The organism is Cyclobacterium lianum (assembly GCF_900143075.1).
GTDB classification, from domain to species: Bacteria; Bacteroidota; Bacteroidia; order Cytophagales; family Cyclobacteriaceae; genus Cyclobacterium; species Cyclobacterium lianum.
The window spans coordinates 119833-136446 of record NZ_FRCY01000007.1 but is presented as its reverse complement, the minus strand read 5'-3'; the positions used below and the strand labels follow the sequence as shown (position 1 = coordinate 136446).

Annotated in this window: 10 protein-coding genes; 7 read left to right on the top strand and 3 right to left on the bottom strand. The window is 46.4% G+C overall.

Annotation, left to right across the window (positions count from 1 at the left end; genetic code table 11):
- Window positions 1-231: 231 nt before the first annotated feature.
- The 3 genes from BUB19_RS13160 to BUB19_RS13150 all read left to right on the top strand — a co-directional run bounded on the left by BUB19_RS13160 (window position 232) and on the right by BUB19_RS13150 (window position 3428).
- A complete protein-coding gene (locus tag BUB19_RS13160) occupies window positions 232-453 on the top strand; it encodes a FeoA family protein (protein WP_073095021.1) in 222 nt (73 codons plus the stop codon).
- Between the two features lie 3 nt (window positions 454-456).
- Window positions 457-2568: a ferrous iron transport protein B gene (gene feoB / locus BUB19_RS13155; RefSeq protein WP_073095020.1), complete on the top strand. Its 2112-nt coding sequence runs from the start codon at window positions 457-459 to the stop codon at window positions 2566-2568.
- A 230-nt stretch (window positions 2569-2798) separates the two neighbouring features.
- Window positions 2799-3428 carry an MCP four helix bundle domain-containing protein gene (locus tag BUB19_RS13150; protein ID WP_143156031.1) on the top strand — a complete coding sequence of 210 codons (630 nt, stop codon included), beginning with the start codon at window positions 2799-2801 and terminating at the stop codon, window positions 3426-3428.
- A gap of 10 nt (window positions 3429-3438) precedes the next feature.
- Here the strand turns inward: BUB19_RS13150 and BUB19_RS13145 are convergent, their stop codons facing one another.
- The 3 genes from BUB19_RS13145 to purL all read right to left on the bottom strand — a co-directional run bounded on the left by BUB19_RS13145 (window position 3439) and on the right by purL (window position 9717).
- Window positions 3439-4467, bottom strand: coding sequence for an LLM class flavin-dependent oxidoreductase (locus BUB19_RS13145; RefSeq protein ID WP_073095018.1), 1029 nt, complete (start codon window positions 4465-4467; stop codon window positions 3439-3441).
- A gap of 132 nt (window positions 4468-4599) precedes the next feature.
- The gene (locus BUB19_RS13140) at window positions 4600-5709 is read right to left on the bottom strand and encodes an alkene reductase (RefSeq protein WP_073095017.1); all 1110 of its coding nucleotides are present in this window, start codon (window positions 5707-5709) and stop codon (window positions 4600-4602) included.
- A 321-nt stretch (window positions 5710-6030) separates the two neighbouring features.
- Window positions 6031-9717: a phosphoribosylformylglycinamidine synthase gene (gene purL, locus BUB19_RS13135; protein WP_073095016.1), complete on the bottom strand. Its 3687-nt coding sequence runs from the start codon at window positions 9715-9717 to the stop codon at window positions 6031-6033.
- 365 nt (window positions 9718-10082) lie between these two features.
- Here purL and BUB19_RS13130 point away from each other — a divergent pair, with 365 nt between their 5' ends.
- The 4 genes from BUB19_RS13130 to BUB19_RS13115 are packed head-to-tail and all read left to right on the top strand — an operon-like array spanning window position 10083 to window position 16611.
- Window positions 10083-10691 (top strand): TetR/AcrR family transcriptional regulator, encoded by a 609-nt coding sequence (locus BUB19_RS13130; protein ID WP_073095136.1) that lies wholly within the window; start codon window positions 10083-10085, stop codon window positions 10689-10691.
- Window positions 10692-10695: 4 nt separating this feature from the next.
- Window positions 10696-12042, top strand: coding sequence for a TolC family protein (locus BUB19_RS13125; RefSeq protein ID WP_073095015.1), 1347 nt, complete (start codon window positions 10696-10698; stop codon window positions 12040-12042).
- Between the two features lie 23 nt (window positions 12043-12065).
- On the top strand, window positions 12066-13196 hold the full coding sequence (locus tag BUB19_RS13120) for an efflux RND transporter periplasmic adaptor subunit (protein ID WP_073095014.1): 1131 nt from the start codon (window positions 12066-12068) through the stop codon (window positions 13194-13196).
- A 7-nt stretch (window positions 13197-13203) separates the two neighbouring features.
- Entirely contained in the window at window positions 13204-16611 is a 3408-nt protein-coding gene (locus tag BUB19_RS13115; protein ID WP_073095013.1) for an efflux RND transporter permease subunit, read from the top strand.
- Window positions 16612-16614: the final 3 nt, after the last annotated feature.

The following is a 16614-nucleotide window of genomic DNA, read 5'->3' as shown; positions in this document are numbered from 1 at the left end:
GTGCGGAAAAATACCATGATCCGGATTATAGGTATACTTACTACCATGCTTAATCTGAATCAATGCCAATGCCAGCTTACTCAGGCTTGGAGAAAAGGATGCCAAAAAGGGATTTACTTTTAATTTATTCAATCTAAATAAAGCGCAATTTCCTTACTATTCCGCAAAAATTATATTAAAATTGCCCTTTCAAAAGATCTCAACGGAATTGGTCCCAAATTCAATATACCTATGACTGCAGCCGGACTTGACAAGGAGCACACCTATGAAATTGCAGGTATCACCACTTCACCTCTGATGGTAAGAATGATGGAAATGGGAGTGATGCCCGGCAAAACGATCAGTTTGCTCCGCAAAGCTCCCTTCAAAGGTCCTATGGCATTTTTGATCCAGGGAAATGTGCTTGCTTTGAGAATTGAAGAAGCGGACCTTATACAGATAAAAGAAGTCTGATACATGGAAGTAACAGAGAAGAAAGCTGTAAAAAGCATTGCCATCATTGGAAACCCCAATGTAGGTAAATCCAGTATTTTCAATCAATTGACAGGCCTTAATCAGAAGATAGGCAATTATCCCGGAATGACGGTAGATAAGATGCTCGGTTATTTTTCATTAGGCAATAAGCACTTTGAATTGATAGATTTGCCTGGTACCTACAGTCTCTACCCCAAGTCTGAAGATGAGATCATTGCCCACAAGGTACTGAATGGAATCGGAATGGAAAAGCCTGATGCCGCCCTGGTAGTACTCGATGCCTGTAACCTGGAACGCAGTCTGCTGCTGGGTACGCAGGTCATGGACCTGGGCATACCCCTGGCCTTTGTTGTAAATATGAAGGATCTGGCAGAAAAGCGCGGACTTTCTATTCAGACATATGCGTTGTACCAGGAGCTGGGGGTTCCTTTGGTGATGACGGATGCCAGAAATAACGAAGGTATGGAGGCAGTAAGGGACCTGCTGTCCAATGATGATTTTTCGATTGGGAAGCCATTCGGTGAGCTGGATTTCGCCGATCTGCTGGAGGAGGTCAGGTTGAAATATGGCTTCCGGACGCATTATCAGGCTTTTCAGGAACTGATCTTCGCAGCATATGATCCGCTGGCAGACCCTGACAAAAAAGATTGGCTGGCAGAAAAGGCAGGAGCCTATCAATTTGATAGCGAGGCTGAGCAGGCCCGCGAAACCAGTCGGCGTTATGCCAAAATAAAGGACATTTTGCGCAGTACGCAATCTTCCGCTAGTGGGGAACCAAAAAAACTACATGCCAGGCTTGATCGCTTATTCATGCATCCCGTATGGGGTTATGTTACTTTTCTAGCGATCATGTTATTGATATTTCAGGCGATTTTTGCCTGGGCGGAAGGCCCCATGAATCTCATTGATGGTGCATTTGCAGCCATGAGTGGATGGGTGGCGGAGACGCTTCCGCCTGGAGTCCTGACAGATTTGCTCTCTGAGGGTATCATTACCGGCATAGGAGGTGTAGTGATTTTTATTCCGCAGATCGCCTTGCTGTTTGGCTTTCTGGCGTTTTTGGAAGATACCGGATATTTCTCCAGGGTTGTTTTTTTAATGGACCGGATTATGCGGCCATTCGGTTTGCATGGAAAGAGCATCGTGCCGCTTATATCGGGTATGGCTTGTGCCATTCCGGGTATAATGGCAACCAGAAATATCAGCAATACCAGAGAGCGACTGATTACCATATTGGTAACCCCCTGGATGAGCTGCTCGGCAAGACTTCCTGTTTACATTATCCTGATTGGCCTTACAGTGCCAGATGAAACCTGGATAGGTGTCAATCTGCAAGCCCTCGCTCTTTTGGCCATGTACCTGATAGGTACGCTATTTACGCTATTGGGGGCTTTTGCACTAAAATTTGTATTGAAATCCAGGGAACGTAGTTTTCTGCTCACGGAACTACCTATCTACCGAATGCCTCGCTGGCAGACGGTATTGCTTACCATGTTCAATAAATCGAAAATCTTTGTCCTCGAGGCAGGAAAGGTGATACTGGCCATATCTATTGTGCTCTGGGTACTGGCCAGCTATGGTCCCTCAGGAGAAATGGAAAACCTGGAAGCGGAGAAAGCGACTGCCCTCGAATCAGTCTCGGAGGACCAGAAACATGAATTGGCCGCGGAGTATGCCTCCAGGGAACTGGAAGCTTCATATATCGGTATACTGGGAAAAGCCATAGAACCCGCTATCCGGCCCCTGGGCTACGATTGGAAAATTGGTATTGCCCTGTTGACTTCTTTTGCGGCAAGAGAGGTTTTTGTGGCTACGGTGGCCACCATATATAGCGTGGGAGAAGATGTGGAAGACGAACTGACGATCCGGGAAAAGTTGGATAAGCAAGTTCACGCTGACACCGGAGAAAAAGTATTTACTCGTGCTACCGGATTTTCCCTTATGGTGTTTTACGCCCTCGCTATGCAGTGCATGAGCACCGTCGCCGTGGTATACCGTGAAACAAAAACCTGGAAATGGCCGGTATTGCAAACGATTGGTATGACGATTGTGGCTTATCTGGGAGCATTGATCACCTATCAAATCTGGAGTTAATCATGTGGCAGGAAATTATCGTGGCAATTTTATTTTTTGGTGTAATCGGTTTCTGGATATATCGGGCCGGGACAAAAAAGACGGCCAGAAGCAGGAATGGATGTGGCTGTGACAAATGCGGATAAATTTATTCCCGGATAGGCTTTTTTTCGTTGTCAGGTATTACATTTGACGCTGGAATTATTTTTCATTATGCGATGTCGCCGGACAGGGACCGGTTTCCATTAATTATGAAGTGGACCTACAGTATAAAACATAAGATAACAACCGCAAGCCTGCTATTTGGGGTAATTTTGGTGGTCTTGTTGATAAACAGTAATCAACGGAAGCAGATTGAAGATTTAAAGTCTGCTTTTGAAACCATCTACAGGGACCGGTTGGTAGCCGAAAGCTATATCCTGGATTTTTCAGAAAAGCTTCATGACATGTACGATGTCATCAACGATCCGCACTTACCCTATGTTAAAAAACAGGAAATCGCAAACAGGATTCTTGGTGAAATCGATACTCTGAATCATCTCTATGAGGCCACCAGATTGACAGAGGAAGAGGCGCGGTATTTCGGGCACTTCACCGGCCTCACCCATGAAATGGATATCCGCCTGCAGGCTGGTGATCTGGCCAGCGAAGCACCTATCATCCGTTCGGCACTTTTAGATTTGAATTCTCTCTCTGAAATTCAATTGGTGGAGGCAGATAAGTTGAAATCAGAAACTGACAAAATTTTTTCCATGGGAAGTATTTTGCTGCAGTTTGAAATGGTGGTCCTCATTGTCATCGGCCTACTGATCCAGGCATTGTTTTTTGCTTCAAAAACCAGCAAGGGGTTTAGGATTCCCAAAAATCCCAATTTGAACTAGGGCCGTTGACTCACACGGGATTGTTCACCCTGTGCGCTACCTGGAAAGACTGTATGGCATTTGCGGTGAGCTCAAAGGAATGCAATCTCTTTTTATGGTCATACAGATTGGTGGTCACCATCAGCTCGTCCACTTTGTGCAGATTTATAAATTTTTCCAAGTCAGCGCTTACGGTATCCTGGCTCCCGATAAAACTATATTGCATCATTTGTTGCAGGGCAGCGGCTTCCTGGACAGACCATATCTGATCCATGTCTTCCACGGGGGGAAGCAAGGGATAGGATTTTCTCCTGATGATTCCAAGGGCCATCTGATAAAATGAACTGGCCAGATAACGTGCTTCTTCATCAGTATCGGCAGCCACCACATTCACACAGGCCATAATATAGGGTTTTTTTACCCGTGGGGAGGGTTTAAAATGGTGTTGATAGTAGGACGTTGCCTGCTGAAAATAACCCGGAGCAAAATGGCTGGCGAAAACATATGGCAAACCCCTGGAGGAAGCCAGGTAGGCGCTGTCCATGCTGGAACCCAAAAGGTAGATGGGTACCCGGATTCCCTCCGCCGGATAGGCCCTCACGGGAGCATCCAGATTGTCGGCTGAAAAATATTGTTGTAGCTCTTCCAGATCCTGCGGAAACTCCTGTACAGTTTCCGTTCTGCCTCTTCGCAATACTGCAGCGGTTTGTTGATCCGTTCCGGGAGCCCGTCCCAGTCCAAGGTCAATTCTGTCCGGATAAAGCCTGGCCAGGGTGCCGATTTGCTCCGCCACCATCAGGGGACTGTGGTTAGGAAGCATGATGCCTCCGGAACCTACCCGTATGCGTTCGGTGCCCTGAGCAATATAGCCCATCAGAATAGTCGGAGCAGCACTTCCTACGTGGGGCATGTTGTGGTGCTCGGCCAGCCAAAATCGCTGGTAACCCCATCTTTCTGCATGCCTGGCCAGGTCCAGGCTTCTGGAATAGGCATCTGCGGCATCATGACCATCTCTAAGAATGGCTAAATCTAGTATCGAAAAAGGTGTAGTTGCAGGCATAATCTCAAAAAACCAGTCGTTCCACAAGCAGGTACAGGCTGGCGTTAGTTTAGGTTTTCGTCCATTGGTTGTTGAATAAAAAAAGAACCAATCCCCGAAAGGGATGGTTCCTCTGCTGTTTCTAGAAGTATATTATTGGTCTTTGCCGGCCACTTCCAGTTCTGGATAATCAATGTATCCTTTTGCACCGGGCGTGTAAAAGGTGTCCTGATCCCATTCTGCCAGTGGTGCTTCCAGTCGAAACCGCTCCGGTAGGTCTGGATTGGAAATGAATGGTTTGCCATAGGCAACTGCATCAGCCAGCCCTTCTGAAACAAAGCGGTTGCCTTTTTCGCGGTCAAATCCTCCATTGATGATCAGTGTACCTTTGTATACAGGACGGTAACGCTCTGCAATGTTTGGCACTGCGAAAGGAAGTTCTGAAACATCGGTAAAGGGCTCAGAAAGGTGCAGATAGGCCAGATCATATGAATTGAGCTTTTCGATAATATGATCAAAGGCAGGAATGGTCTCTTCGTCCATGGTCATGCCAAATAGTCCATGTAGGGATGGATTTAACCTCAGGCCGATGCGGTTTTCCGGAATTTCCTCCCGTATCGCTTCTATGATTTCAAACAGGATCCTGGTGCGGTTAGCAATGCTGCCACCATATTCGTCCATCCGGATATTTGAAGTCCGGTTAAAAAACTGGTGAAGCAAATAGCCGTTAGAGGAGTGTATTTCTACACCATCAAAACCGGCCGCCCAGGCATTTTTGGCGGCCAACCTGAAATCCTGAATCGTTTTTTTGATTTCCTCCAGACTCATTTCCTTCGGAGTTACCGTGTCTTTAAATCCCTTTGGGGTAAAAGCTTTGGCTTTGGGGTTTATAGCCGAAGGTGCCAGGGGCAATGCTCCATCGTGAAAGTCGGGGTGTGAGATTCGACCCACATGCCATAGCTGAATAAAGATTTTACCCCCCTTTTCGTGTACTGCCGATGTTACTTTTTTCCAACCAGCTACCTGCTCGGCTGAATGTATCCCTGGCGTATTGATGTAGCCCACAGCTCGTTTTGATATTTGAGCGCCCTCGGTGATGATAAGACCCGCTCCGGCCCGCTGGGTATAGTAGGTAGCCTGAAGTTCGGTAGGCGCATTCTCAGGATTATCCGCCCTGCTGCGTGTCATGGGTGCCATTACCACCCGGTTGCTTAGCTCCAGGTCAGCCATTTTCAATTTTTCCAATAACGGTTGATTTTTCATGTTTTTAGTTGGTTTATGTTTGAAACAAAATAAATGTATCGCTGTTTAAACAAAAGTTGTTTCGGGGCCTCGTATACAATGTACAAACAACTAATGTTTATACATCATAGTTCCGACAGTACAGTACTTTTTCTGCTTTCCCTGGTATTTACCTGTAAACAAACGCTGAACATTTTCTTGTCGGTAAAAAAATGGATTATCCGGGTGTTTACTATCAAAAAATATCCTGGCTACAAAAAACAGAGAGGCTGCTAATCGAAAATGGCCCGAACAAGGCTTCCACCACGGTCCGGGCCAAAATGATAATTATTTATGCATTAACTACTGTTGTGCTTTTACCCAATTCCGGGCATTCACAAAGGCCAATATCCAGGGGCTGAGTGGTCCCGATTGCTCTCCTTCCGGAAAATAGGGCCAGTTCCAGGTCGAAAGAGACCTTTCTATATGAGGCATAATGGCCAGATGTCTTCCATCACTGGAGGCCAGGCCAGCCACGCCATGGTCAGAACCATTCGGATTGCCCGGATAGCTCTCGTAGGAATAGGTCATGCCTATGTGGTAGGAAGATTTTTCCATGGGAAGGCAGAATTTTCCTTCCCCATGCGCTACCCAGACGCCCAGACGAAGTCCGGAAAGTGATCCCAGCATCACGGATTTGTTTTCAGGGATGCTCACATTTACAAAGGCAGATTCAAACTTATGGCTATCGTTATGCAGCATTTTTGTTTTTTGCTTGTGTTCGGGGTTTACCAGGTCCAACGCTACCATCAGTTGGCAACCGTTGCAAACGCCCAGGCTTAAGGTGTCTTTTCGCGCATAAAAACTGTCCAATGCTTTTTTGGCTTTCTCATTGTATAAAAATGCACCTGCCCATCCTTTGGCGGAGCCCAGCACATCCGAATTGGAAAATCCGCCCACAAAAACGATCATGTTCACATCCTCCAGATTTTCTTTTCCGGAAATCAGGTCAGTCATATGCACATCCTTGACATCAAAGCCGGCGAGCCAAAGGGAATACGCCATTTCACGATCACCATTCACCCCCTTTTCCCGGATGATGGCAGCCCGGATACCGGAGCGTTTTGTTCTAATCGGATCGATGTCCAGTGATCCGTAGCTTCCCTTCCAGTGTTCAGGGAAAATAAACCGTAATGGCTGTTTTTTGTAATTTTCAAATCGATTGAGCGCTAGTTCTTTACCTGATTGTTGCTGGTCCAGCAAATAGGAAGACCGGTACCAGGTGTCACGAAGCGTGGCCATGTCCCAGGTTTTTTCTATTGCGCGAACTACAATTTTACCTGTATCCTGTACAGAGGCAATGGGGCAGTAGCTGATGCCCCTTTTCTTCAGGAAGGCAGCGGTGTCAGCTTCTGATGCTACCTGGATCACTATTCCCGGATTTTCCGCAAACAAGGCCTTTACGGGATCTTTTTCAGGATGGTTTTCCAGGTGGATGGTCAGTCCGCTGTGTTCGTTTGGAAAACACATCTCCAGCAGGGTACTGATCAGTCCCCCCGAGGAGATATCATGGCCGGCTAAAATTTTTCCCTGATGGATCAATTCCTGTATGGCTTCAAAAGCCTTTGCAAAGTATATTTCATCTTTAATGTCCGGGGTGTCCAGGCCAATTTTATGCAACACTTGCGCAAATGAGCTGCCTCCCAGACCGTATTTATCACTGGAAAAGTCGATGTAAAGCAGGGTTGATCCCGAAACCGGTTTGATGGCAGGGGAGAGCACTTTTCTGATGTCATCGCACTCCCCTACGGTAGAAATAATGACCGTACCCGGAGCATACACTGTTTTGCCATTGGGGTATTTTTGTGTCATGGAGAGGGAGTCTTTGCCGGTTGGAATGTTGATGCCCAACTGTATGGCAAAATCGCTGGCTGCTGCTACGGCCCGGTAAAGGCGGTCATTTTCGCCTGGATTTTTGGCCGGCCACATCCAGTTGGCACTCAAAGATACCGCCTTCAATCCTCCATTTAGTGGCGCCCATACCAGGTTGGTCAGTGCTTCTGCAATGGCCAGTCTGGAACCGGCCTCTGGGTTGGCCAGGGCAGCTACAGGCGCATGGCCGATAGAGGTCGCAATGCCCTTGTTTCCGGAATAATCCATGGCCATTACGGCTACATTGTTCAAGGGCAATTGCAGGGGCCCCGTGCTCTGTTGTTTGGCTACCCTTCCGGTTACCGATCGATCTACTTTATTGGTTAGCCAGTCCTTACAGGCCACGGCTTCCAATTGGAGCACCTGATTCAGGTATTCTTCGATTTGATCTCTCTCATAACTGAGCGGGGCAAAATCTGGGTTGAGCTTCTGGTCCTCCAAAATTGTCCTGGGAGAGGAACCGAACATGTGGTTCAGGCTCCAGTCTATGGGTTTTTCGCCCGTCTGACCGTTTTCAAATTTAAAGTGCAGGTCCCCGGTGGTCTCACCAATTTCATAAAATGGCGCCCTTTCCCGCGAAGCAATATTCCTGATCTTGTCCAGTTTGCTTTTTTCCAGCACCAGCCCCATACGTTCCTGAGATTCATTTCCTATAATTTCCCGGGCGGAAAGGGTGGGATCTCCTACCGGAAGCTTGTCCAGGTGTATCGTTCCACCAGTTTCTTCTACGAGTTCGGAAAGGCAATTCAGATGGCCTCCCGCCCCATGGTCATGAATGGAAATAATGGGGTTATCCTCGCTTTCGGCCATTGCACGGATCACATTGGCGACCCGCTTTTGCATTTCAGGATTGGAGCGTTGTATGGCATTCAGCTCCAGGGCATTGCTGAGTTCACCGGTGTTGAGAGAGGAAACGGCACTTCCGCCCATCCCGATGCGGTAATTGTCACCACCCATCAATACGATACTGTTGTCTTTTGTCGGCGATTTTTTAAGGCTATAGGGTGCTCTGGTAAAACCAATACCACCGGCGAGCATGATGACCTTATCAAATCCCCAATTTTTACCCTGTTCTTCATGCTCGAAAGTCAGCAAACTCCCACAGATCAGTGGCTGTCCAAATTTGTTACCGAAATCGCTGGCTCCGTTAGACGCTTTAATCAGGATCTCCGCCGGGCTTTGGTACAGCCATTTCCTCGGTTCCGGAGCTTTCTCCCATTCGCGATCCGGAGCGGTTCTGGGATAGGATGTCATGTAAACTGCCGTGCCTGCGAGCGGTATGGAAGCCGTTCCGCCGGCCATTCGGTCTCTTATTTCCCCGCCCGAACCTGTAGCAGCTCCGTTGAAAGGCTCTACGGTAGTAGGGAAATTATGTGTTTCTGCTTTTAAAGAAAGTACGGTTTCAATTTCCTTTTGCCCAAAAAAATCAGATTTGTCCTGGGTTTCAGGCGCAAACTGCAGTGCTTTAGGACCTTTCACAAAGGCCACATTGTCCTTGTATGCCGAAACAATAGCATTTGGATGGGTTTGTGCCGTTTTTTTGATGAGTTGAAAAAGCGAAAAAGGTTTTTCCTCTCCGTCAATGACAAAGGTTCCGTTAAAGATCTTGTGCCGGCAATGCTCTGAATTTACCTGGCTAAAGCCAAATACCTCGCTATCGGTGAGGGGCCTTTCCATGGCCTTACTTATCCCTTCCAGGTAATTTATCTCCTCTTTGCTGAGGGCAAGGCCTTCTTTTTCATTGTAGGCTGCGATATCTTGTATCAACAAAATTGGATCGGGCATTTTGTCTATATAGAACAGGTCCTGATCCAACCGATCATACTTGCGCTGCAACATCGGATCAAGCGTGGATCCGGAAGTCCATGGAAGGAAGAACTCAATTCTCAGTACGCCGCTGATTCCCATGTTTTCGCATATTTCTACCGCATTGGTAGACCAGGGAGTGACCATTTCCTTTCTGGGGCCTACAAATTCTCCAACCAGACTGTTCTGATTGAGCCAGGTGGCAGCGCCGAAAAGCCAGGATAATTTTTGCAGGGCTTCCTCCTTCAGCTCCAGCCGGGTTTGAAGGGCATAAATGGTTTTGTCAGCAGATTGAAAAAAGATAATTTTCATAGACGAGGCAGTAGCTTTTTAGAAAGCACAAAGGTAAGAAATTGCTTTTTAAATCTACCGGCAATTTGTAGGATAAACACAAGCAAGTGACCTCTGGATTGTCCGTTTTCGGATATGCCGGGCCGGGAGCTGTTCATTTCAGGACAGGCATGAGCGACTTTTCCATTTGGTATGAATCGATATCTTTTCTTTCTCCTAGCTGTTTTTTAGCTTTTTTTAGTTTGTTCTGAGCAGTAAGCGAATTATAAGCTGCGTTTAAGTAAATCTTTTGTTGAATAGAGAAAATAATTCATTTAATTTTGCGGAAACTTTGAACCTTTTAAAAGTTTCCGGAGTTTTTTGGCAGGATGTTTATTGAAATACATTTGGAAGCAAAAGAAAAAATAATTCAGGTAGCATTGGAGCAGTTCATGGTATATGGAATCAGGGCGGTGACCATGGATCAAATCGCGAGACAGGTAGGTATGTCCAAAAAAACCCTTTACGAAGAATTTTCCAGCAAAGAGGATTTGGTCAATGCCGCTTTTGAGATAGCCCTTAGAGAAGATGAATGTGCTTTCGATCAGATGATGGAAGAAGACGAAGGGGTGATCGATCATTTGCTGCGGATGACCAGGTACCTGCGGGAGAGGTTTTCCAGTATGAATCCTTTGGTGATGCATGAAATTCAGCGTTTTTATCCCCAATGTTGGAAAAAGCTGGAGGATTTTAAGAGAGATCATGCCTGGAAAGGAATCGTAGAGGTACTGGAGAAAGGCAAGCAGTCGGGTGATTTCAGAGAAGAGATCAACTCGGAGATTCTTGCCTTTATGCGATTGGAGCAAATTACCAGTGCTTTTACGGGCAATGTTCCTGGCGGCAAATACAGCATGTTGGAATACCACCTGCAAATCGTCGATCATTTTATTCACGGGATCCTGACTGAGAAGGGCAGGTCCAATTATTACAAAAAGTTAGCAATCCACCAATCTTAATTTTATGAAGGTAAAATTTGTAATGCTATCAATAAGCATTTTGCTAAATGGTTATTGGTTTACAACGACAGAGGCTCAGGAAATCCCTTTTACGCTGGAGGAGAGTGTCACTTATGCTTTAGAAAATAATGCAGATGCGAGAAATGCCAGGCTGGAGATTGAGGCTGCCAGAGGCCTTGTAGGCGAGCGACGGGCAGAAGGCCTGCCGCAAATCAATACGAGTGTGAGTGCGACCAAGAACCTGATCGTTCCCATTTCACCGTTTCCAGCGATGTTTTTCGATCCGGATGCCCCTGAAGGAGAATTTATAGGGGTTCAATTTTCTCCCGAATATTCGGCAGGGCTGACGGCCACCGTGTCTCAGATGATTTTTAACGGCTCCTACTTTATCGGGCTACAGGCCGCCAAAACCTACAAGCAACTGGCAGAGGTGGATAGGGAATTTACCGAACTGGAGGTGATCGAAAACGTAAAGAAGGCCTACTATTCAGTACTGGTAAGTGAGGAACGAGAAACCCTGGTAAGGGCCAACCTGGGCCGGATTGATACCTTACTCAGAGAGACACAAATTTTATTTGATGAGGGTTTTGTAGAGAAAATCGATGTTACCCGGATCAGGGTGCAACGGAACAACATACAGACAGAATTGGACAAGGCCTCAACTGCTAAAACGGTTAGCTTGCGATTGTTGAAATTACAAATGGGTATGCCTGAAGATCAGGATATTCAATTGGTAGACGAAATTACGGCACTCGAAAGCCTTTTGGATGCAGACCGCTTGCTCATGGAAGAAGGTCAGCCAAGGGTAGAAGTAGAACAGATCAATACCAACTACGAACTCGCCACGCTGGATTTAAAAAACAATCAAATTCAATACATGCCACGGCTTGATGCCAATTATACATTCCAGCGAAATGCTTTTGGGGGAAGCTTTTCCAATCTTTGGTCGGGTGATTGGTTCACGGGTTCCATACTTGGAGTAACTCTACAGATCCCCATTTTTGATGGCTTGACCAAGAAGTACAAAATTCAGCAGAACAGGGTTCAGCTCAGACAGCTGGAAGTACAGAAGGAATTTACCCTTCAGAATATTGCTCTGGAGAAATTTCAGGCCCGGCAAAACCTTACGAATAGCTTGAAGGCCCTGGATGTGCAGCGGGAAAACAGGGATATGGCCATGGAGGTATTTGATATGGCAAAAATAAAGTATCAGGAAGGGGTAGGTTCAAACCTCGAGGTGGTGGAAGCCGATACTGCACTCAAGGAAGCTGAAACGAATTATTTTTCGGCCCTTTATGACGCGTTTATCGCGAAAGTGGATTTGGAAAAAGCACTGGGAATATTAAAATAAACTGAAAGACACCTCACAATTATATGAAAAATACCATCAAATTTTTGACACTGGCCCTGCTGACCGGGGCATTTTCCTGCGCCGAGCCCAAAGACGAGCTGGCAGAAAAAAAGAAACAACTGGACTCCTTTAAGTCAGAAGCTGCGGCTTTAAAGGTTTCAATTGAGGAGTTGGAGGAAGAAATATCCCGCCTGGATCCCGAATTCAGGAAAAATCAACGAAAATCAGTTCTGATCACTACTGCACAGCCTGACCGCGGTAATTTTGAGCACTTTGTAGAGGTTACCGGTTCGGTATTGTCCAAAAAGAATGTCAATATCAGTGCAGAGCTATCCGGAAGAATTGAAGAGATCGTCACCCGTGAAGGCATGTCTGTAAAGAAGGGCGAGGTGATTGCAAGGATTGATGCCGAATCGGTAGATAGGAGCATCGCAGAAATTCAAACGCAGATGGAACTGGCAAGGACTGTATTTGAAAAGCAGGAAAGACTTTGGGAACAGCAGATCGGTACCGAAATGCAATACCTGGAAGCCAAAAACCGGTTGGAGACACTGGAGAAAAACCTGGCCTCACTGGAATTGCAGCGGGACAGAACTACAGTGCGAGCTCCATTCAATGGCACAGTTGAAGAGTTGCTCGTTCGTGTGGGTGAGCTGGTGCAGCCGGGAAGTCCTATCGTTAACCTGATCGGTGAGGACGACCTTTTCATTGAAGGCGACATTTCTGAGCGATACATCGGGATCCTGGAGCGAGGCGATTCGGTAAATATCCGCTTTCCCTCTATAGACAAGTCGTTGAAAACCAAGGTGACCGCGATAGGAAGCGTCATCAATCCTGATAACCGCACCTTTAAAGTAGAAGTATTCCTCCCGCGAATGGACCTGGTAAAACCCAACATGCTATCTGTCCTGAATATCAAGGACTACGAAAATCCGGAGGCAGTAACAGTACCAACCTATCTGATCCTTCAGGACAACCGGGGTAGCTATGTGTTTGTAGTCGAAGAAGGGATGGCCCGGAAAAAATATGTGGAAAGGGGCATGACCTTTAAAGGGGAAACAGAGATTCTGGAAGGATTGGATGGCTCAGAAACATTGGTAGACAAGGGTTTCAGGGAAGTCGGAGATAATTTTAATGTAAACATCGCATCGTAGGGCATTTATGGATACATCAAACACACCAAAAAAAGGCCTGATCAGGGAATTTGGGATTTCAACGCTTTCGGTAAACAACCGGACCAGCGTGGTCATCCTGACTTTTATCATTACGTTTCTGGGTATGTATGCCTATCGGACCATGCCCAAGGAAAGTTTTCCGGAAATCGTAATACCCACGGTTTATGTGGGTACTGCCTATCCGGGAAACTCTCCGGTAGATATGGAAAACCTGATTACCAGACCTATAGAGAAGGAGCTCAAATCTATCAACAACCTCAAGGATGTGAGCTCCACTTCCATCCAGGATTTTTCCTCCATCGTAGTAGAGTTTAATCCCAACGTTGACATTTCCAAAGCTCTTCAGGATGTAAAGGATGCGGTAGACAAGGCCAAAAGCGAACTTCCTTCTGACCTGGACAGGGATCCGGACGTATTGGAAATCAATACCTCGGAGTTTCCTATCATGAATGTCAATATTTCCGGCAACTATACCGAGCAGGAACTCAAGAAATACGGAGAGTTTCTGGAGGACGAGATCGAAAAGCTTTCAGAGATTTCCAGTGCAGACCTGAGCGGCACGATCGAAAGGGAAATACAGATCAATGCAGACATTTATAAAATGGAGGCCAACGGGGTCACCTTTTCGGATATTTCTGCTGCCGTATCGGATGAGAATGTGACCATTTCAGGAGGAAATATTTTATCCGGAGATTTCCGCAGGACTTTACGTATTGCCGGTGAATTTACCGATCCCATGCAATTGGAGGATGTGATTGTCAAAACGGAAAATAACAAGATCGTCTACCTGAGAGATGTGGCCTCTGTAAACGATACCTACAAAGAGCGGGAAAGCTACGCAAGAAGTAATAAACTTCCGGTGGTAACCATCAATGTGGTAAAAAGAAGCGGTGAAAATCTTCTGGACGCCTCAGACAAAATCAAAGCACTGATAGAAGATGTTAAAATCAACCGTTTTCCGGAAGATCTGGAGGTGACCATTACCAATGATCAGTCTAAAGCTACCCGATCACAAGTAGACAATCTGGAAAACAGCATTGTCTCAGGCGTGATCCTTGTGGTACTGGTACTGATGTTTTTCCTGGGATTCAGGAATGCCCTGTTCGTTGGTATCGCTATTCCGCTTTCCATGTTTATCTCCTTTCTGGTGCTCAACTCGCTGGGCGTTACCCTGAACCTGATGGTATTGTTTTCGCTGATTCTTGCCCTGGGGATGCTGGTCGATAATGGTATTGTCGTCGTCGAAAACATCTACCGGCTCATGCAGGAGGGTAAATCTGCAGTACGTGCTGCTAAGGAAGGCGTAGGCGAGGTGGCATGGCCGATCATTACCTCTACAGCTACCACGCTGGCGGCATTTCTGCCGCTCGCATTTTGGGACGACATCATTGGGGAGTTTATGAAATATCTTCCGATCACGCTGATTATTGTTTTGTCGTCGTCTTTATTTGTAGCATTGGTGATTAACCCGGTGCTCACCGCATTGTACATGAAAGTACAGGATGTGGACAAACGAAAACCGGTGCAAAAGCCCATGATCGTGGCAGCAATACTGACTTCCATGGCGATCATCTGCTATTTTGCCGGCTGGATGGCTCTGGGAAACTTGCTGTTTTTAGGAGCGCTTCTGACAATATTTAACGTCTTTGCCCTTAGAAGTGCGATCCGTTGGTTTCAAAATGTGTTTTTGGTCAAACTTGAAAATCTGTATGAGAAGACCCTTCACTTTGCACTGAGTGGATCCAAGCCCTACCTGTTTTTTGGCGGCACGGTGTTGTTGTTGTTGGTATCGCTGGTGCTGTTAGTTGTAAGGGCTCCCAAAGTGCTCTTTTTTCCCGACAATCAGCCAGCTCTGGTAAGCATTTACATGGAGAAGCCGATAGGAACAGATATCGAGGCCACCAATGATTTTGTACATCAGTTGGAGGATGATTTATTCGAATTGCTGGAGCCATATGACAATATCATAGAGTCGGTCATTACACAAGTGGGAGAGGGTACCGGTGATCCACTGGAGGGGCCCAGCCAGGCCAAGACACCCCACAAGGCAAAGATCACCATTGGATTTGTAGAGTACCAGTTTCGCGAAGGGGTGAATACCAATGAAGTCATGGAGAAGATCCGAAACCTGGCGGAAGGATATCCCGGAGTGCTGGTGACCGTGGACAAACAAAGAAACGGTCCTCCCGTAGGAAAGCCCATCAATATTGAGGTCAGTGGTGAGAATTTTGAGCAATTGATCACCTATGTGAATGAGATGCGCGAGGAGATCAACGAGTCTGGTATACAGGGTATAGAAGAATTAAAGACAGACCTTGAGCTGGGTAATCCCGAACTGATCATCGATATCGACAGGGAAAAGGCCAGAAGGTTTGGCCTGTCTACATCCACCATAGCCAATGAATTGCGTACCGCTTTATTTGGGTTGGAGGTTTCCAAATTTAAAGAGGGAGAAGACGATTACCCAATCCAATTGCGCCTGGCAGACGAATATCGCTACGATATAGGTACTTTACTGAATAAAAAAATAAGCTTCCGGGATAAATTCGGCAATCAGAAAGAAATACCCATATCCTCAGTTGCCAGCCTGGAATACAGCTCGACCTATGGTTCGGTAAAGCGAAAAGATCTGGAAAGGGTGATTACCTTATTTTCCAATGTCAATGATGGATTTAATGCTACAGAGATCAACAACTCGATCAAGCAACTGATGCAGGATTTCGAGGTTCCGGAAGGTATCGATGTCAGCTTCACAGGAGAACAGGAAGAGCAAGCCAAATCTGCTGAATTTCTTACCAGGGCACTGATCATTTCCATCTCTTTGATTTTTCTCATCATCGTGGCCCAATTCAACTCGGTGACTACACCCTTTATCATCATGGCTTCCGTGGTATTCAGCACCATAGGTGTGTTTCTGGGTTTGCTGGCCTTTAATATGGATTTTGTGATCATCATGACCGGTATCGGCATCATTTCACTGGCCGGGGTTGTAGTAAACAATGCAATTGTATTGATAGACTATACCAACCTGGTCAGGATGAGAAAAAGAGAGGAACTGGACATTCCGGAGGATGGTTTTCTGAGCAGAGAGGATCTGCTCGATAGCATCATCCAGGGAGGAAAAATCAGGTTGCGGCCCGTATTGCTTACCGCCATCACCACAGTACTGGGCTTGACCCCACTGGCACTGGGAATGAACATTGATTTTTATGGTCTGCTGTCCTCTTTTGACCCGAAATTTTACATTGGTGGAGACAATGCAGATTTCTGGGGCCCCATGGCCTGGACGGTGATATTTGGGTTAACCTTTGCGACCTTTTTGACGTTAGTAATAGTACCTGTCATGTATTTATTGGCAGATAAATTAAATGCTGTTGTTCGCAAGAGCAATTGATTA